Annotated in this window: 17 protein-coding genes; 6 read left to right on the top strand and 11 right to left on the bottom strand. The window is 47.5% G+C overall.

The genetic code is table 11. From position 1 onward, the window contains the following. Positions 1 to 117: 117 nt before the first annotated feature. Both NG796_RS02760 and NG796_RS02765 read left to right on the top strand, forming a co-directional pair. On the top strand, positions 118 to 723 hold the full coding sequence (locus NG796_RS02760) for a pentapeptide repeat-containing protein (RefSeq protein WP_261204573.1): 606 nt from the start codon (positions 118 to 120) through the stop codon (positions 721 to 723). Between the two features lie 321 nt (positions 724 to 1,044). After that, complete coding sequence (locus NG796_RS02765; RefSeq protein ID WP_261204396.1) at positions 1,045 to 1,806, top strand: DUF2993 domain-containing protein; 762 nt, start codon at positions 1,045 to 1,047, stop codon at positions 1,804 to 1,806. Between the two features lie 30 nt (positions 1,807 to 1,836). Here the strand turns inward: NG796_RS02765 and NG796_RS02770 are convergent, their stop codons facing one another. From NG796_RS02770 to NG796_RS02785, 4 genes are all read right to left on the bottom strand, one after another. Beyond that, positions 1,837 to 3,570 carry a hypothetical protein gene (locus NG796_RS02770; protein WP_261204397.1) on the bottom strand — a complete coding sequence of 578 codons (1,734 nt, stop codon included), beginning with the start codon at positions 3,568 to 3,570 and terminating at the stop codon, positions 1,837 to 1,839. After that, positions 3,567 to 5,294, bottom strand: coding sequence for a hypothetical protein (locus NG796_RS02775; protein ID WP_261204398.1), 1,728 nt, complete (start codon positions 5,292 to 5,294; stop codon positions 3,567 to 3,569). The genes NG796_RS02770 and NG796_RS02775 overlap by 4 nt, the downstream gene beginning before the upstream one ends. Before the next feature lie 68 nt (positions 5,295 to 5,362). Next, the gene (locus NG796_RS02780; protein WP_261204399.1) at positions 5,363 to 7,075 is read right to left on the bottom strand and encodes a hypothetical protein; all 1,713 of its coding nucleotides are present in this window, start codon (positions 7,073 to 7,075) and stop codon (positions 5,363 to 5,365) included. Between the two features lie 45 nt (positions 7,076 to 7,120). Then, complete coding sequence (locus NG796_RS02785; protein ID WP_261204400.1) at positions 7,121 to 8,065, bottom strand: lysylphosphatidylglycerol synthase transmembrane domain-containing protein; 945 nt, start codon at positions 8,063 to 8,065, stop codon at positions 7,121 to 7,123. A 329-nt stretch (positions 8,066 to 8,394) separates the two neighbouring features. Here NG796_RS02785 and NG796_RS02790 point away from each other — a divergent pair, with 329 nt between their 5' ends. Beyond that, entirely contained in the window at positions 8,395 to 8,967 is a 573-nt protein-coding gene (locus NG796_RS02790; protein ID WP_261204401.1) for a pentapeptide repeat-containing protein, read from the top strand. 60 nt (positions 8,968 to 9,027) lie between these two features. On the opposite strand, the gene bioU is transcribed toward NG796_RS02790, so the two are convergent. Beyond that, positions 9,028 to 10,044, bottom strand: a complete 1,017-nt coding sequence (bioU, locus tag NG796_RS02795) for a (S)-8-amino-7-oxononanoate synthase BioU (protein WP_261204402.1) — start codon at positions 10,042 to 10,044, stop codon at positions 9,028 to 9,030. A gap of 525 nt (positions 10,045 to 10,569) precedes the next feature. Between bioU and NG796_RS02800 the strand changes: the two genes are divergently transcribed. From NG796_RS02800 to NG796_RS02810, 3 genes are all read left to right on the top strand, one after another. Beyond that, the gene (locus NG796_RS02800; protein WP_044196389.1) at positions 10,570 to 10,779 is read left to right on the top strand and encodes a DUF2997 domain-containing protein; all 210 of its coding nucleotides are present in this window, start codon (positions 10,570 to 10,572) and stop codon (positions 10,777 to 10,779) included. Between the two features lie 75 nt (positions 10,780 to 10,854). Then, on the top strand, positions 10,855 to 11,241 hold the full coding sequence (locus tag NG796_RS02805; protein WP_261204403.1) for a DUF1257 domain-containing protein: 387 nt from the start codon (positions 10,855 to 10,857) through the stop codon (positions 11,239 to 11,241). Continuing rightward, entirely contained in the window at positions 11,241 to 11,711 is a 471-nt protein-coding gene (locus NG796_RS02810) for a ferredoxin (protein WP_261204404.1), read from the top strand. The genes NG796_RS02805 and NG796_RS02810 overlap by 1 nt, the downstream gene beginning before the upstream one ends. Before the next feature lie 121 nt (positions 11,712 to 11,832). Here the strand turns inward: NG796_RS02810 and NG796_RS02815 are convergent, their stop codons facing one another. The 6 genes from NG796_RS02815 to NG796_RS02840 form a co-directional block, all read right to left on the bottom strand. Next, positions 11,833 to 12,111, bottom strand: coding sequence for a YiaA/YiaB family inner membrane protein (locus tag NG796_RS02815; protein ID WP_261204405.1), 279 nt, complete (start codon positions 12,109 to 12,111; stop codon positions 11,833 to 11,835). A 391-nt stretch (positions 12,112 to 12,502) separates the two neighbouring features. Beyond that, on the bottom strand, positions 12,503 to 13,117 hold the full coding sequence (locus tag NG796_RS02820; protein ID WP_261204406.1) for a hypothetical protein: 615 nt from the start codon (positions 13,115 to 13,117) through the stop codon (positions 12,503 to 12,505). A gap of 177 nt (positions 13,118 to 13,294) precedes the next feature. After that, a complete protein-coding gene (locus NG796_RS02825; protein ID WP_261204407.1) occupies positions 13,295 to 14,422 on the bottom strand; it encodes a type II secretion system F family protein in 1,128 nt (375 codons plus the stop codon). Positions 14,423 to 14,609: 187 nt separating this feature from the next. After that, positions 14,610 to 15,710 carry a type IV pilus twitching motility protein PilT gene (locus NG796_RS02830; protein WP_261204408.1) on the bottom strand — a complete coding sequence of 367 codons (1,101 nt, stop codon included), beginning with the start codon at positions 15,708 to 15,710 and terminating at the stop codon, positions 14,610 to 14,612. 84 nt (positions 15,711 to 15,794) lie between these two features. Then, positions 15,795 to 17,810, bottom strand: a complete 2,016-nt coding sequence (locus NG796_RS02835) for a GspE/PulE family protein (RefSeq protein WP_261204409.1) — start codon at positions 17,808 to 17,810, stop codon at positions 15,795 to 15,797. 447 nt (positions 17,811 to 18,257) lie between these two features. Continuing rightward, entirely contained in the window at positions 18,258 to 18,587 is a 330-nt protein-coding gene (locus NG796_RS02840; RefSeq protein WP_261204410.1) for an NfeD family protein, read from the bottom strand. Positions 18,588 to 18,641: the final 54 nt, after the last annotated feature.

An 18,641-nucleotide genomic window follows, 5' to 3' on the forward strand; every position in this document is an offset into this window, starting at 1 on the left:
ATCTCCCCCATCTCCCCCATCTCCCCCATCTCCCCCATCTCCCCCATCTCCCCCATCTCCCCCATCTCCCCCATCTCTCCCCCATCTCCCCCATCTCCCCCATCTCCCCCAACACTCATGGATTTACAAGCGATTCGACAAGGAAAAATTAAAGATTTGCGAAATGCCGACCTTTCCGGTGCCGACTTAAGCGGCGCTCATCTGGCCCTGGCGGACTTGCAAGGAGCCAATTTAAGGGGAGCCAATCTCTCAGGGGCCGACCTACGCGGGGCGCAATTGCGCGCCAACTTACGCGGTGCCGACCTCACGGGGGCCATTTTATCTGGGGCTGATTGTCGCAATGCCGACCTCACTGGGGCCATTTTAGTTGATGCCAATCTGCGTGATGCCAGCTTGGCGGGAGCTTTTTTAGCTGGATCCGTTTGTAGCCAATTGGATTTAAGCGGAATAGACTTGCGCGGAGCGGATTTGCGCGGGACCCTCCTGAATCGGGCTTTTCTGCAAGGGGCCGAACTGACCTCCGCCAACCTTTCTGGTGCTGACTTATCCTCCGCTGACTTAGAAGAAGCCAATCTCAATGGGGCCATTTTCTGCGGGGCCAATTTAACCGGCTCTAACTTATTCTGTGCCACGATGGAGCAAACGCAATGGCTAGGGGCAAGACTGGAAGGCGCTTGTGTGGAAGGGACGCCTTTAGGAGACCGGAGAAGGCCCCAAGGATGAACTAGGGAATGGATTTTCGCTGGTATTTCTCCGTAAAAAGGTAGATTTTTTGAGTTCAATCCCCTCCCATCTGGGTAGAGACCCCACCCTATTTTTCCGAAGGGAAGGGCAGGGTTCTCCCCAAACTTGAACCCTTGAAAGAATTACGGGGTATAGGTTTAAGGGATTGATAACCTGAAAATCAACCTCGGGCAGTCCCCTCTTTTTCTCCCTCTTCCGGGCTCTCTCCCCTGGTTTCTCTTATAGCCTCCATAACCATCACAAAAGTTTACATTTTGTAATGAACCGTTATAATGGAGCAGTAAACAAACCTGCAAAAAAATGGTATCCTCATTGTTTGGCAGTAAACCGTTTCAAAATCAAAGTGGTGATGCTCTCGTTAGTAAAGTAGCGGGTGCCGCGATCGCTGCGTTGTTCAAGAAATCTGAAAAAGTTGAAGCCAATGTCCGAGCAGAACCCGTAACCAAGCTGTTGCAGGGCAGCGTCGATGGCTTTGACTTCATTGGCAAAGGAATGCTGATGTATAATGGCCTGCGGATCGAGAACATGGAATTGTACCTGCAAGCCGTTGCCATTGATATTGGCGCGATTTTTGCCGGTCAAGTCCAGTTACGACGACCCACCAGCGCCAGCATGAGAGTGGTTTTAACCGAAGCTGACTTAAACACTTCCTTTAATACACCGTTTGTAGTCGAAAAACTTCAAAGATTACAGTATCAAGGTGAGTCCCTGAATTTTCACCAAACTCAGGTCAACCTCACGCCGGATAAAAGAATTCAAATTCTGTCCCAAGTGAGTCTCGGCAACTCTGACACAACGATCGCCCTGGATATGACCGCCAGTGTTGAGGTGGAAGAACGCAGAAAAATCCAATTTATCGAAGTGAGTTATGGGGGAGACGAGAAGGCGGTTGATCTAGGTAAGCAGTTGATTAATCATGTCAATGACTTGCTGGACTTAGATAAATTTGCTTTAGAGGGAAGCCAATTGCGGGTAGATCGGATCCGACTGCAAAACCAGGAAATCGTCTTTTATGGTTCCGCGCAGATCGATCAGTTCCCCTCGGGGAAAGGTAAAAAATAAGGGAGCGATCGCCTCAAATTTGGGGGATCGCTACCGGGGGCGCTTTGTCAGACACTCCGCCTGGAGTACGACAAAATCGCCCGCCTCAAACTGAGTACAAGGGGCGATCGCTCCCACTAATGCCGGAACTGTTCCCTGTCGTAGTGCTGCCTCCGCTTGTTGGGCAGCCTTAAAAAGCGGTTGAGTTTCAGTCAATTGAAAGCGGCGTAACCAGGCACTTTTTTCTAAATACTCTGGGGTAAAGGCGGACCGTTCTACAATCCATAAATCAATTCCATACTTTTGAATCACTTGCTGGACTGCATCCAATTTTTCACTATATTGAGCGGTCAAAATTTCTATTGCCCGTTGATTGAGTTCTTGATAATAAGTCTGATGATATCCAATCACATAGCTGGGACTGACCAAAATAGACCGATTGGTGAAAGCTGGTAGATTATCGGTTTCTTCAGCAATGCCAGCAATTAATGTATCTTTCGGTTGAGTGGATAAAAATTCATAGAGGGGTGAAAATTTGCCAATTTTGTAATCGACGTCGGGAAATTTTCTTAACAGAATTGGATAGATTAGCAAAATGGTCAACAAGGTAGTAGCGGTTATTCCCCACATAAATTTGTAGGTTTTGGCCCGAGTCGTCTGTAGTTTTTGAACCAGCCATTCTAAAATTAAGGTCAACGAAATCGCCCCGGCGATCGGCATCACCAGTCTCAGACTATGTTCCGTATATCGACTGGGAAGATGCAGTTGAAATAACAGGGCATGAGCCGCCAAAAACATAGCAAATGAAACAAACAATAATTCCGGCAAAATAATCAGGCGAGGGCTAATTTTTTCAGCTAGGGAAAACCGAGTAAAAAATCTCAATAAAACCGGCAATAAAAGCCCTAACCAAATTTGAGGCAAACTAAACGAAAGTTCGCACCATTCACTTGGAAAAATCCCGGTTCGCCGCCAACACAACCAATATTCCCAAGGATTATCAATAAAAAAGCTGGGCCATAAAATTTGGGCTTGGGCAGCGGTTAAAACGGGACCATATTCAGAAGATTTTAACGCATAAGGTAACATCACCGCAAAGGCTACACTTAAACCAATTCCGGACAATAAATAGTTTTTCCGGTGAGGAGATAGAGATATCCGGCCCTGATTCCAGGATAAACAGTGGAACAATAAAAGACCCGACGCTAGGAAAACACACTGGGGATAAAATAGTCCTAAGAGGGCAATAGTTACTCCCGTTAAAATAAGATTTTCTCGCAAGAAGTAATACAAAAAGGCTAAAAATAAGGGATAGGCAAAAGCAACAGGGGTGGCGGAGGGAATATCATCTTGTAACCAAAAGTTTTGATTCAACAGCAATCCGCAGATAAACCCGGCAAAGGGGACTGGAAAAAGCTCTATCACCACTTGAAAGCAATAGAAAGTAGCGACAAAAACCAGAATTAAGGGCAGGATTTTATTGAATAAAAACGGGTTGATTCCCAGTTTTGCCCCAATCAGATATAAGGTTGTATATCCAGCCGGGGCCACGGATTCAAAATAGTCTGCCATCACATCATCAGGGAACAAATCGGCATCTAAAAACCGCTGCATCCAAAAGACGTGCTGCCTTGCGTCATCTTGGATGATATAAGGGTGAGATAAAGCAATTTTCAAGGCGAAAATCGCATAAATTACCGCCACAGCGAGGGTTCCAATCAGCCAGAAAATCTGCCCTTGTCGCGAGGAGTTAGAGATAATGCGAAAAAATCGGGATGAGATCATAGATCCGATGAATTGAAAGTGAGAATACAGGCAGAATCTAAGACGGCAAGTTTATTGAAGTGGAATACGGTGCAGCGATCGCCAACCTGGGCTAAAACCGGGGTCATTCCCTTCTCCATTTGGGCGATCGCCTGATTCGCTGCCGGTTGATATTGCATCATCCAGCGATCGGTTTTCACATAGGAGGCGGTAAACGAACCCTCCTCAATCAACCAAAAATCAATATCATAGTCGGTGATAAACTGCTTAACTTCGGTTAATTCGGGGCTGTAATGGGCATGAATTAAATCGAGACTCCGTTCCTGGATTTCCGCATAATACCCTTCATGATAAGGGACGACATACCCTTCATTCCCAATCAAAATTGACCGCTGACTAAACGAAGGAATATTATTTACTTCATCGGTAACTGAGGCAATTTGAATATCTTTGGGCTGTTGGGCAAAAAATTCATATAAGGCCGGAAAATACCCATATTGATAATCAGTGCGAGGAAATCTTTTTAACCCTAAAGGTTCTAAAATAAGGGCAGCTAAAATCACATAACACCCAACCCGAGTGATAGTTTTTTGATTTATATTTTCCCCCAAAATTAGAAGTGCATCCATCACCAGGGTGACGGTGATTCCCGCCGCGATCGCACTGACAATCCGAAAGGTATGTTCCGTGTAGCGACTGGGTAAATGTAATTCAAATAACATCAAATGAGATAGGAAAAACATTCCTAACGATGCCAGCATGATCTCCAGCAAAATCCCTGCCTGTTTGATCTGCCCCGCCAAAGGAAAAGCCCCACGAAAACGGAGTAGAAGGGGTAAAATTCCTCCTAAAATCAGCGGGGAAATTATGCCAAATCGAGGCATCATCCCACTCCGTTGACCCGTAAACCAGTAATGGCCCCAATCCTCGCTGAAAAACTCACTTTTACCCCGCTTTAAAAACTCTGGCAAAGTTTTAGCTTCAGCAGCAGTAATCACCGGACCATAATCATCGGACTTCAACATATACGCGATAATAACGATTGCTGCAATTCCGAATAAACTGCCATAAAATTGATACAGCTTTCCTGGTTGCTTCCGATGAGGACGCCAATCAGTCAGACGCAAAACTTGTAAAATTAAAACTACAATCGCAACCAACAAGCATTGCGGATAAAATAACCCCAAAAGGGCAACGAATACCCCTGTTCCAACAAGGTTGTTCCGCAACAAATAATAGACAAATCCAGTAAATAAGGGATAAACAAACGCCACGGGAGTTGCTGAAACCACATCATCCCGCATCCAGATATAATGATTGACCAATAACCCACTGATAAATCCTGCAACGGGCACCGGCAACAGTTCCATTGTGATGCCAAAACAGAAAACCGTTGTGATTAATCCTAAAATAGGAGGTAGGAGTTTATGCAGCAGCATCGGTGAAACGCCCAACTTGGCAATTATCCAATAGAAGGCAGTATATCCCGCTGGTGCAACGGATTGAAAATAATCCGCAATCCAATCATTGGGAAATAATTCCGGATCGATAAAACGCTGCATCCAAAAAACGTGCTGCCGTGCATCATCTTGTACTACATAGTCGATACTAAACGCGTGCTGTAATACTAAACTTCCATAAAATGTAGCAAAGACTAATGTTAAAGTCAGCCAAAAAATCACGGTAGATTTTGGAGATTTTTCCAAGGGACCTGTCAAAAATCGATGCAAATTGGGCATTGCCATAGACAAGAGAGTGAATTTGGCGAAAGGGAAGGGAATTAACCCCTGTGAATGGAGCAGAGAATTTACTCTTAATCTTTGATCATACACTGAGATTGGACCACCCACAAATCTCCCGTGTTAAACACCGTACAACGGGCGATCGCCTCGGCAACAAAGGGCAGATTTCCCGTTTCCAAGGAGGCGATCGCCGCCTCCGCCTCCGGTTGATACTGTTGCAACCACCGATTCCGGGTAAAATACCCCGGTTCAAACGCCGATTGCTCAATTAACCAAAAGTCGATGTCATACTGTTCAATCACCCTTTGCACCACTGTTTTATCCCCACTATATTGAGCGCGAATTACATCCCGCATCCGTTGACTAAATTCGCGATAATATCCCTGATGATAGGGGATTGCATATTCTCGCCCGACTAAAATAGACCGATGGGAAAAGGTCGGTAAATTATTTGCTTCCCCGCTTAAAGATGCAATTAAACTATCCTGGGGTTGCTGTTGGAAAAATTGATATAAATCGGGCAAAGGTCCCGGACGATAATTCGTGCGAGGAAAACTCGGCGTATAGTTAGGATAAAAAATTAAGGCAGCGGTGAAAAATACCATCATGCCTGCTGCAATAACCTGTTTTCCCTGCCCTGAAAACGGCGTTAAAACCTCCAATGCCCAATCTATGAGAATGGCAATCAAAATCCCCGTTGTAACGGCTAAAACTATTCTAAAACTATGGTCAATATACCGACTGGGTAGATGCAGTTTAAATAATATAGAATGGGCCGCAAAAAACATTAGAACTGCTGCCAATATCAGATTTTTTAATAACTGTGATGCCTGAGAGAGTTGAGAAATCAACGGAAACCGGGAAGGATACCGACAAACCCAAGGTAAGAAAATTCCCCCCCAAATCAACGGGGGTAATAAAGGGGGAAGAATTCCCGATCGCTCTCCAATTAACCAAAAATAAAAGGGATTTTCATGGTAAAATGGGTTCCGTCCTCCCGGCCATAATTCCGGGGAAGTCACGGCGTCAGCAGTCGTTAAAACCGGACCATATTCATTAGTTTTCAACGCATAAGGCAACATCACCGTAAAGGCTACAGCTAAACCGATTCCGGAAAACAGATAATCCCGCCAATTATGAGAGAGAGAAATCCGCCCGGATTGCCAAGAAATTAGACGCAGGGCTAAGATGGCAGAAGCGATGAATACATACTGGGGATAACAGAGTCCTAAGAGGGCGATCGCCACACAACTGCCCACTAAATGATTCCGCGATAAATAATAGAGAAATCCTACAAACAGCGGATATAAAAAAGCCCGAGGAGTTGCGGAAACCACATCAAATTTCATCCAGAGACTTTGATTTAGCAAGACACTACTAATAAAAGCAGCCAATGGGACCGGAAACAACTGCAAGGTTAATCCAAAGCAGTAAATTGTAGTGATAATAGCTAGGGCGATCGGCAGCAACTTACTTAACAATAAGGGTTCAATTCCTAGCAGCGCCATCCCGCGATAAACCGCCGTATATCCTGCTGGGGCCACGGATTGAAAATAATCGGCAATGTAATCCCCCGGAAATAAATCCGGGTTTACAAATCGCTGCATCCAAAAGACGTGTTGCCTCGCATCATCCTGAACTATATATTCACCATTAAAAGCTTTTTGCAGTACCATTGCCCCATAAATCACCGCAAAAGTCAAGCTCAAACTGAACCAAAAGATAACAACGGGACTGAATCGATTGGAAATAGGGGCAGTTAGGAATTTGCGTAAATAATTCATACTTAAACAGCAGTGATTTTCGGGAAAATCAATTGTAGAGGATTCCTAACGATTTTGGGTGCGTAGGGTGGATAAATATCGCTCTAAAAACGGTAATCCCGCAATTGCCGGGAGCAAATAACGAGCGGTACAGAGTAATCCCAATGCTGCACCCGTTGCTTCTCCAAAATAGGGCTGATAGAACAGAATTAAGGCAGCATCTCGGGTTCCGACTCCGGCAAAGGTTAAGGGCATTAAACCGGCGAGAATAGCTAAAGGAGAGAGGGCTAGATTAGTTAAAAATGGCGTCCAGGTATTGAGGGCGAGAATAAAAAACCAAATTTGTAAGAGGTGGCAAAACCAGAGGAAAATAGAAGTAAGCGTAACCGTCACTAACCGACGGCGATCGCCCCAAAAGTAATCGTGCATTTCCCCCCAGGAAAAGCGCAATTTATCCAGCTTGATTTTAACCTTTTTCGGTGCAAAACGGGAAGCTAGTCCAAAACAGCCCCGCGCAAACCGAGGCGAACTCAACAACAATAACCCGACGATTAATCCCCCGGTAACCCCCGTTGTCATCGCCCAAAACAAAGCATCTTTCGCGGGATATAAGAGCAAGCCAAAAACGCACCATAAGAGCAGGGAGAGCAAGTCACAGGCTTTTTCAAACACCACCAAAGATAGAGCCAAAGACCCATTTAAATGCCCGCGATCGCGCATAAAATAAGCCTTAGCAATATCCCCCATTTTCGAGGGTAATACCATATTTAACACACTAGAAGCCAGAATCAGCCGATTTGCCTCGGGAAAATCCAGACCCGAACTCGCTGGTGCAAGCTGCTGTAAACGCCAACTGGTAATCGCAACCAGGGGGACCACCATTCCCAAACTCACCACCATCCAGAGGCGATCGCAATTTTGGAACACCTGGACCAACCGGGGAAAATCAATTTTCCAGTAGATAACCGCCAGAATAAGCAAGCTAATCGTCAGAGAAATCAGTCGTTTCATTAATCCAGAATTAAGGGTGAGAGGAATCCAGAGGAATTTGTAGAAGGGTTCTATTTGGAAACCAACTTGTCAGCCAACAGCAGTTGTGAAAATGTCAAAAAATTATTGACTTATTTGAATGTACATGATGAAGCGATAGTTTTTGATGGGCCAGAGTACCAGCATTCTGACTAATGGATTACTGGACTGTGATGCGATCGCCCTCCAACCCCCTCCCAACCCATAAGCTATCACCACCCCAACTGTTAGCCAAACATTAAACTTTCCCAAATAACCGCCTTATTCTGAGAAAATAGAAGAGTAAGCCGTAAAATAACCCCCTTAAAAATATGGATGCTAACGAACTACTAGAACGATATGCTGCTGGAGAACGAGATTTTCGCGATACGGACCTGTTTCGGGCGGATCTGAGTAATGCGGAGTTGAGTGGTGTCAGTTTCTTTCGCACGAGCTTGTTTGGTGCTAATCTATTTCGGGCTAAACTGATTGGGTGTGATTTCTTCCGGTCTACCCTGATCGGGGCTAATCTCTATTGTGCGAATCTGAGTGGGGCAAATTTGACCGGCGCAAATTTGACTGGCGCGAATCTCAGTGGGGCGGATTTCAGTGGTGCGGACCTCACAGATGCAGATTTGGGAGGTGTGGACTTGAGTTATGCGACGTTGCATTATACGGACTTCACAGGTGCGAACTTGTTTCGGGCGATGTTGGTGGATGCGAAGTTGAATCATGCCAAGTTGGTGCGGGTGCGGTTGCGGGGTGCGAATTTGAATGGCGCGATCGCAGAAGGGGCGATTTTTTCTAAGGTGATGGGGCTTTCGGAGGAGGTGAAACAGGATTTGCTCGATCGCGGTGCAGTATTCCAAGAGTTGACAGAAGCGGTTCCCTCCCTGATCGCCTGACTTAAGCAGACTCGGGGGCGATCGCACTTCAATACTCAACCGGCGATCGCCCCCTCAGACTTACTGCACAAACAACGGCATCACTTCCGCTGCTGTTAACAACCCGTAAATTCCCCGTTGATGCAAGCGCACTCCGGCTTTCAAATACCCAAACGCAGGGCCGCAAACATTCGCCGCCATACTGGTTTCATCCCCGAGAGTAAAGGTATGAGTCGAAATTTTCCCCTCGAAAGTGCGACCCGTAATTTGGACATTGGTACTTAGCGGCTTTTTGGGATTGCGCGTATCCACAATACCGCCCACGGTGACGCGATCGCGGGAACAAATTCCCGCCAATTCCAGCATGATATCATCAGCGTGTTCCATGTTTTCCAAGGCCAATTTGCCATCGGTGCGATCGAGCAACGCTTCGACCTCTGCATCGCTCATCGCCATCGCCTGAGCTACGGTATAACCCGGAATATGGGCAATATCTTCGCGAATTGTGGCGCGATAGGCTTCCCAGTTAGCAATCCCGACGCCAAAGGTAATTTTCACGCTATGGATTTCGGCGTAACTTTGGGCGGCTAAAGCCGCAGCAGCGGTTAATAAGCCGGGGGTAGCACCACAGCCTGTCATGTAGGTAATCCCGGCTTTTTGTAAATCATCCTGGAGTTCGAGTAACTGTTCAACGGCGCTGGTGCGTTTGAGCGCATCCACTAAGACGCCACGCCATCCCGACTCAATAAATTGTCTCGCCACCGATGCCATGAAGGTATTCGGGAGGTTGGGTAAGGCGAGGAAATACCCATCCACCTCAGCTTGAGAAATTAATTCGGCAATGCTGTCTTGGCTGAGGATGCCACCGGGTTCGAGGTAGCCGAGGGAACCCTGTTGATGATAGGTGGTGATGCAGGCATCAGGATTTAAACCTTGGGAATTGTAGGCGTATCCTTGTTTATCGGCAGCAGCCACCCACAAAGTTTCGCGTTTCGGGGCCAGGATTCGGGCGGCAGCTTGTCCTAAGCCGCCAAACCCGAGAACACCGATGCGGAGGGGGGTTTGGCTTGGGGAGTGGGCGGTTTGCGGGTTACTCATGGGGGATTCCTTGAATTAAACAGATTCTCATTATCTAACGGAAGTTGAGCAGCATCACGGTTTCTGAGGTGAGATGCGCCAGGATTTGTAAAGAATTATGAATTTAAAAACTGGGGCCAGACGTATCAAAATTTTTAGGGGGGAGCATCAATTGTGTCAATGTTTCCAGAGGGTTGGTCCTAGATTAGCAGGAGGTAAAGCAGCCTGACTGTAGAGCAATGGCGGAGATGGGGAGGGGTTGGAAAGGGGTGGGACCCAAGGGGCAGCGCCTCCAGATTTGGGAGCGGGGATCACTTGACTACTCCCTCAACTTAGGGGAAACTTAGCAAATATTGAGTGATTTACTCTAATCGGTAATAAATTTTGTTAAGGTATGACTCAATATAATTCGATTGGTCACAATAAGTTAACAGGACTTGCCAAGCTGGGCAGTCTAGGAACCCCGAATTGACCCAAAGGCATGACTAGCCGTGCTAGGGATTGCCTGCGGATGAATTAAAACCACCTAAAACGCAAACCAAACGCATGGAAACACTCGAATTTGTCATCTACCCCGATGGTCGAGTGCAGGAAAAAGTCACTGGCATTGTCGGTGCATCCTGTGCAGAAGTCACAGCGGCGATCGAAGCCCAACTGGGACAGGTCCTTGTCCAGGAGAAGACTTCGGAACATTTTGCCCAAGTGGTAGAACTGTCCCAGACTGCAACCGCCCAAGCGAGTTGGAGTGAGTGGTAAATTTTTGTAAAACTGCAATTTAATTGTTTCTGGTCCCTTTAGATTCACAATTGTCAGCAAAAGAGAGTCATCACTATGTCACATTTCAGCCAAATTAAGACCCAAATTCGCAATCTGACTTCGTTGCAATCGGCGTTAACGGAGTTGGGAATTGACTGGAAATCCGGGCCGACGGAGGTTCGGGGTTATAAAGGGCTAACCCACAATGCCGAAGTGGCGATCGCCCAAGAGAATGGGTATGACATCGGGTTTGCCTGGAACGGCCAAGAATATTCCCTGGTAGCAGATTTGCAATATTGGCAGCAACCCTGGACGGTGAATCGTTTTCTGAATGAAGTCACCCAGCGCTATGCGTATCACACCGTGGTGAATGAAACGGCGAAACAAGGGTTTCAAATTGCTGAACAGCAGAAAAATGAAGATGGTTCGATCCGGGTTGTCTTGCAACGTTGGGCCAGCTAATGGAGGATTTTTCTGAGTTCTCAACCCCCGAAACTCTGGACCGTTCGGGTCTCGAACCGGAGTTAGGTGGCGCGTTACGGGATGCCCCGGAACGTTCAGGTTTGGAGCCAGAGTTAGGCGGCGCATTGCGACAAAATGGCGTCTATGTGGACGAACCGACTTGCATTGGCTGCAAACATTGCGCTCATGTGGCGCGAAATACCTTCTATATTGAGGAGGATTATGGACGTTCTCGGGTGATTCGGCAAGACGGAGACCCGGAGGATGTGATTCAAGAGGCGATCGACACCTGTCCAGTGGATTGCATTCACTGGGTGGATTACACCGAACTGAAGCAACTGGAAAAAGAGCGACTGTATCAGGTGATTCCCCGGGTGGGATATCCGGTGGAACAGGCGGTGTCCGTTGTGGGGACGCGCCGGAAAAAAGAAGTGTCTAAGCGCAAAAAAAAGAAGCCAGTGAGCGACTAGAGGGGTGCGCTTGACCAACTTCAAGGAGGCGAAACTTTATTCTTTTTGTTGAATGGTTAGCAAGCTACCCGATTTTTCAAGAAAGCCTCAATGGTTGATGACTGTTGGGGCTTTTTTGGGTTTATCTCAAGGTGTTATGTTCGGTAAGGATGCGTTCGACTCGTGCTTCTTCTACTTTTGAGGTGAGTTTTTCTGCTTCATGGCGATCGCGCAGGGTTTTAGCGAGGCTAAACGATGAGCCAACAGTGAAGAGGACACCCATTCCCATATAACCTTTAACCCAATTGGTGACGGGTAAGTTAACGATGCCTACGCCAGTCGCTGCTAAGGCGATCGCAAAGGAAGCCCAAACTTGGATAACCCAGGCTGTGGTGTGTTGTTGTAAAGGAACTTTGTTCATAAAAAATACCCTCCATCTCTGGTTTTCAGTGGTGTAAAAATCCAAGGGGTTCCTGAGCTTATTCTGCTTGATTTTATTGCCGAAGGGGGGAAGAATTAGGAACCCTGTGCCAGTTTTAAAAGTGGCATTTAGGTAGGATATAATTGTGCCACAACAAGACTGATTTAGCGATCGTAAACTCCTCTATTGTTTCCCGGCGATCGGGATTTCGAGGGGTAATGAGGGAATGGGTCTAAAACTTCGACAAAAGGCTTGACAATTTCACCCATATCGGGTAATTTTATAGACTTAATAATTACCATAAAGGGCGATCGGAACTGCACCTGAATAACCTTGGACCCTGGCGTAACCCTTGGTAATCTCCTATTATTATATCCGTGCAGAGCAGCAACTATTCTTCAATGCGTTCTTCTTCCTGGAAAATAAAAATATCTTCCGCTTCCTCCTCAATAGGTTCCTCCTCTTCACTCAATCCACTGAGGTTTTGAACCACGAAGGGGAGAGAAGCCCCTTTGAGACCGCGTTTAATGCGATCGGGGGTATCATCAAATACTACAAATAGGGGATAAATTGTATCCGACCCTTCCCCAATCATGTATTGGTAACGCAGGGGCATTAACCATTCGTAGGCGTGAGACAACCACATTTGAGTTTGTCGCCATCGGCGGAGTAAATCAGAAAAATCTTCTTCTGGGCGATGAATAAACACAAAGATTTCCCCCCCCATTTTTACCTTCCAATCCGGGTCACACATCAAAATTGCGACATCGCATGGTAAAGAAATCACCTCACCGGAGTTAGCATTCAATCCACTGGGAGAATGGGAAGAGATAGTTTCGCGAATGCGGATATTCGGTAAGGGAATCGGGATGACACTTTCCTGGGGACGGCGCATACTTGGAATCATTTCCAAATAGGTTCGATACTGCCGCAGCAGGGCGATCGCACTAGCCCGATTGCTATAGTCAGCGAGTAACTGTTCGTAATGGTATTGTTTAAGAGACATGATTTTTCAATACTTTTCAACTTCTGGATTGACCTAAACTGAATCAGCATCCCTGTCAATGAGACCTATCAAGAAACCGAAATCAGATTGACAGCGGGGAAAGCTTTCATAAACCCCGCCGGTTCTTGGCATTTCAGGTCAGGAATCGGTTCATCAATCCAGCTCATTCCCCTCGGTTTATCCGAGTTTCTCAAACACAGCAAACATGGGCAGATACATAGACATCAAAATCGAACCGACCATTCCAGCAATCCCCACCATCATAATCGGTTCCAGGGTACTGGTGAGACCTTTAACCGCTTGTTCAACTTCATCTTCATAAAAATCGGCCACTTTGGACAGCATCTTGTCCAATTCTCCGGTTTCTTCTCCAATGCGCATCATCGAAATTGCCATTGCCGGAAAGATATTTTCTCTCTCGAAGGCTTCCGTTAAGCTACCCCCTTGTTCGACCTCGGACTTACCATTGCTAATGGCATTAGCAATTACCTGATTTCCTGCGGTACGGGCCACAATATCAAAAGAACTGAGCATAGGAACACCCGCGCCAGTTAACATGGAAAACGTGCCACAGAAACGAGCAACTGCCGTGAGTTTAATTAACGGCCCAATCACGGGCAGATTCAAATACATCCGATCGCAAATTAAGCGACCCTGAGGGGTTTTGTAAAATGCTTTGTAGGCAGTAACCAGAAGAAATAGGCAGACAATTAAGGAACCGATTTTAACCGGCGTCCGAGTAAACTCACTGATTCCAAGCATAATTTGAGTAAACATGGGTAATTCTGCCCCCAATTCCTTGAAAATGCCTGCAAAGGTCGGCAGTAGAAAGGTGGTCATAGCGAAAAACACGATGACGGCAATACTTCCCACGGCTTTCGGATAGGCGGAGGCGGATTTAATGTGGTTTTGGATTTTGGCGGATTTTTCTAAGGCAATGGCGAGTCGGTTGAGCACCATGTCAAGCACCCCCCCGATTTCTCCGGACTCTACCATTGCACAGTAAAGGTCATCAAAGATATCCGGGAATTTAGACATCGCCTCCGAAAGTGGGACGCCCGTTTCGAGTTCCCCTTTAATCTGACGCAGGGCCTTTTTTAATTTGGCATTATCTGAGGTTTCACCCAACATGGCGATCGCTTTCATTAACGCCACACCGGAGTTAAACATCACCGCTAACTGACGGGAAAAAACCGCTTTGTCTTTCACCGTCATTTTAGCCATTGCCACACTGAAATTCTCTTCAAGTGTGGCAAAATCAAAGCCTTTCTTTTTTTCTTCCGTTGTAATAACGTTTGTTGCCATAGTTAACCTCCTATGCGGGATAAATTGAGAGAGTGCAGAGATGGAAGGATTTGAAGCCTCAGTAAATTGCTTTAGCAATGGCTGATTCCATCCTAACAACGGACGCTCTTGATCGGGGGTTTATCAGCAGAGTGGAAGGATTGAGGGGGAGGGATTAACGCACTCCCCCCATTTCCTGCAAACCCAATTAGTGACCTGGTGCTGTATTGGTGAGGGCCGGTGAGGGTCCGATCAACCGTTCCAGTTCATCGGCTTTCACCGCTTTACTCATGGCCGCTTCCCAAGAAACCTTGCCATCTTTATAGTGTTTAGCCAGGGCCATTTCCATCGTCTGCATTCCCAAGCGACCCCCGGTTTGGATCATGGAGTAAATCTGCGCCGTCTTTCCTTCTTTGATTAAGTTGCCAATAGCTGCATTATTGACGAGCACTTCCTGGGCGCACATCCGACCGCCGCCAATCTTAGGAACCAAGTTTTGACTACAAATGCCAATTAATGAAATCCCCATCTGTGCTCGGATTTGCTGTTTAACTTCCGGGGGAAACACATCCAACATCCGGTCTACGGTACCGGCGGCTGAGTTGGTGTGCAGGGTTCCCATGACCAAGTGACCCGTTTCTGCGGCAGATACGGCTAGAGAAATTGTCTCAAAGTCCCGCATTTCTCCAACAAGAATAATATCCGGGTCTTGACGTAGCGCCCCTTTAAGCGCATTGGAGAAGCTCTTAGTGTCTTCTCCTTTTTGCCGTTGGTGGAATAAGCTCTTGATATTGGGAAACACATACTCAATTGGGTCTTCCACGGTGAGGATATGTTCGGCGCGGGTACGGTTAACCAGATCCAGCAATGCTGCCATCGTGGTGGTTTTTCCTGAACCTGTTTGACCCGTAACTAACAAGAGGCCCCGAGGACGCTCGGTCATTTCCCGGATCACCTGGGGAACCCCTAACTTATCCGCATTCGGAATGGTGGAACCCAAGGCCCGTAAACAAGAGGCCCAGCAGCCGCGTTCCCGATAAACGTTGACGCGGAAACGGGCCAAACCTTTGACCCCGTAAGCGCAGTCTAAATCCCAGTTCTGCTCTAACGTTTTGCGTTGTTGGTTATTGAGCATTTGGAAGATGACTTGCTGACATTCTTCCGGGGCGAGATTTTCCCCAAATTGGGGCTGAGGAGTCAGTTTCCCGCTGACGCGGAAGTAAATGGGTGCACCGGCTTGAATGTGAATGTCTGAGCCGCCTTGTTCAACCAGGGACTCCATAATATCTTCAATGACCAGACCTGCCATAGTTGCGTTCTCTCCGATAATGTCTGTTTAGATTGTATTGAAAGTAAATTGCCCTGCAAAGTTAGAGCGATCGCCTTATTCTGGTTACTCTTGAAAGCGTGGCGTTAAGCAGTACAGACAATCAAGCCACTCCTGCTGCAATCCGGCACCGCAAGCTTTGCAAGTCAAACCCGTTTTACGTTTGGCTTTGAGTTCAGCTTCTAAGCCGGAGTCGGTAAACGTCACCCGTTCAACCTCTTCAAAGGTTGTATGACCTTCTCGAACCAGGTTGAGGCTATAAGCGAGCAAAGTTACCATCCCTTCTTCCACCGCAGCTTCCTTAATCCTTTCGGTGGGGGCACCTTGAGAGATTAACATTTGCAGATTTTCAGTGTTTTTGAGGACTTCATACACCCCAACCCGGCCTTTATATCCACCGCCCCCACATTTCTGACATAAGGTCCCGGCGTCTTGGGCGGCTTTGCGGTCCGCTGGGGGAATGGAGTTGGCTTTATAGAAGGTGATATTGGTTTCCCCTGACACGGAGAGACCAAAGCGACCGAGTTCTTCTGGGGTGGGGGTGTAAGCGATGCGACATTCGCTACAGACCCGCCGCATCAGCCGTTGGGCTAATACACCAATTAGAGAACCGGCGACCATGAAGGGTTCAACCCCCATTTCATCTAAACGGGCGATCGCCCCGGCAGCGTCGTTGGTATGGAGGGTGGTTAACACTAAGTGACCCGTCAAGGCCGCTTCAATAGCCGTTTTCGCTGTTTCTTTATCCCGCGTTTCACCCACCAGAATGATGTCCGGGTCTTGCCGCATGAACGCCCGCAACAGGTTGGTAAAGTCTAGTCCTTTGGCCCGAATCACCTGACATTGAGTAATCCCCGGCAAGGCATATTCAATGGGGTCTTCTGCGGTCGAAATATTTACGCTGGGGTCGTTCCGTTCGGCTAACACCGAATACAACGAGGTGGATTTCCCTGAACCCGTGGGTCCCGTCACCAAAATTAACCCAAAAGGACGACTCGCCATTTCCCGGACTAGGGCCAAACTGTCTGGATTGGAAATTAACTTATCCAATCCCAACTGGGTGGAGGAGTTGTCCAAAATCCGTAAGCAGAGTTTTTCGCCATACCGCGACGGCAGACAGTTCACCCGGAAGTCCACGGTGCGTCCCTGGAAGATCCGCCGAATCCGTCCATCCTGGGCATTCCGACGTTCGGCAATATCCATGTCGGAAATAATTTTGAACCGAGAGGTCAAGGCATTTGTAATTTTACTGGGTAACCGGGCAAACTCGTGGAGTACGCCGTCTTTCCGCATCCGCACTCGCAGAAACTCTTCTTGGGGTTCGACGTGAATATCGGAGACGCCATCGGAGAGGGCTTTCGCCAAGATTTTATTAACGGTGTTAATAATCGGTGCGTCGTTGGCCCCACGCAACGCCGCATCCAGGTTCATGTCTTCATTTTCTTCTGGGGCGTCATCAAGGGATTCCCCATCTACCTCATTGAAGACGTCAGCATTGAGGTTTAAATCGAGTTGATTAGCTTTTTCTGCTTTAGCCTGTTGTTCTTTGGCTTTTTCGTCAGAATATTGATTGAGTAAGTTGTTATAGTCTTCTGGTGTGATCACCAATCGGCGGAGGCTCAGTCCCTGGGGCCGCAGAATCCGGGTCAAGTCGTCGAGGGCGGCTAAGTTGTCCGGATCGACCATTGCTACGGACACTGAAGGGGAGTCGCCCTCATTGCGAGAGATGGGTAAGATGCGATGGCGACGGCAACTTTCCAGGGGAAGCAAGGTCTCTAGGAGTGGACCGAGTTGTTCCGGTGACAGTTCGGTGATTTCCGGATCCAAGGCTTCCACGCCATAGACAATTTTCAGTTCAAAAAGCTGTTGTTTTTTATACTGTCTGAGCAACTCGGGGGGCAGTTGCTTTCCGGTAATGGCTTCGAGCACCTCGGTGAGAGGCTTCCCTGATTTCCGACTTTCGATGTGGGCGCGTTGAACTTGTTCGCGATCGGCATAACCTGCTTGGATGAGCTTATTGCCGAAGGGAGAAAACGCATTCTGTACAACTAGAGCACGCCGCTGTGATGCGAAGTTTGTCATGGCTGGTTGATTTAATATGCTTACTGAGAGTATTCCCCAAATTTAAGCGGGTTAAGCGCTGTTGGCTAGGAGTGGTTGGCTGGGGCTGGGGTTGCGCCAAAAGAGGGAGAAGATTGCCCACCTCGGAGGACAGGTGGGGCGTTGGACAGTGAGGGGTGCTCCGGCAGGGCGATCGCCGCTGTGGGTTGAGTTCAATGTTGACTGGATTGATCGATGAGCATAGCGTTGACCACTCCGAAAGCACCAACTTTTTCGGACATATTTTCTTAGTTATAGCCTGAGATTGCATACTGAGGGATTAATTTTTGGCGGCTTTGAGTCTCAATGGAGCACATCCCAGGGGCTTATCCGCCTTCCAGCACGATTACTCCCCTCAATTCCCCGGTTGAAGGCGAATTGAGGGGAGTATCGGCGGGATTTTGCATTCTTGTTTATTCCGATACCGGATCACTCCGGTGAAACAGCCTCTGGAGAATCCCCAGGGGTTAGATGCGGCGTAGTCGGTTCCACCAGTAGGGTAATGTTATGGCGTCCCACCACATACACAACTTCACCGGGACTTAGGGTAATCTGATGGGGACATAAGGCGGGCCACCAGGAATGTTGAAACCGCACTCTTCCTCCAAAATAGGGAACGATGGTTTCATCGACGATCGCCCGTTTAACAGACTCAGCGATCACCGCTTCCGAGTTAATCGGAGCGCTTTGAGTATTCTTGCGGTCTCTTCGGGGAAAAAACCGTTGACCGAACAGCCATTGGAACCCATAGAACTTCATTCGATGCCATCCTCCCATCAAAGATACCGATCGCGGTAGGGCCTTCGCTATCAG

This window comes from Laspinema sp. D2d (genome assembly GCF_025370755.1).
GTDB lineage: Bacteria > Cyanobacteriota > Cyanobacteriia > Cyanobacteriales > Laspinemataceae > Laspinema.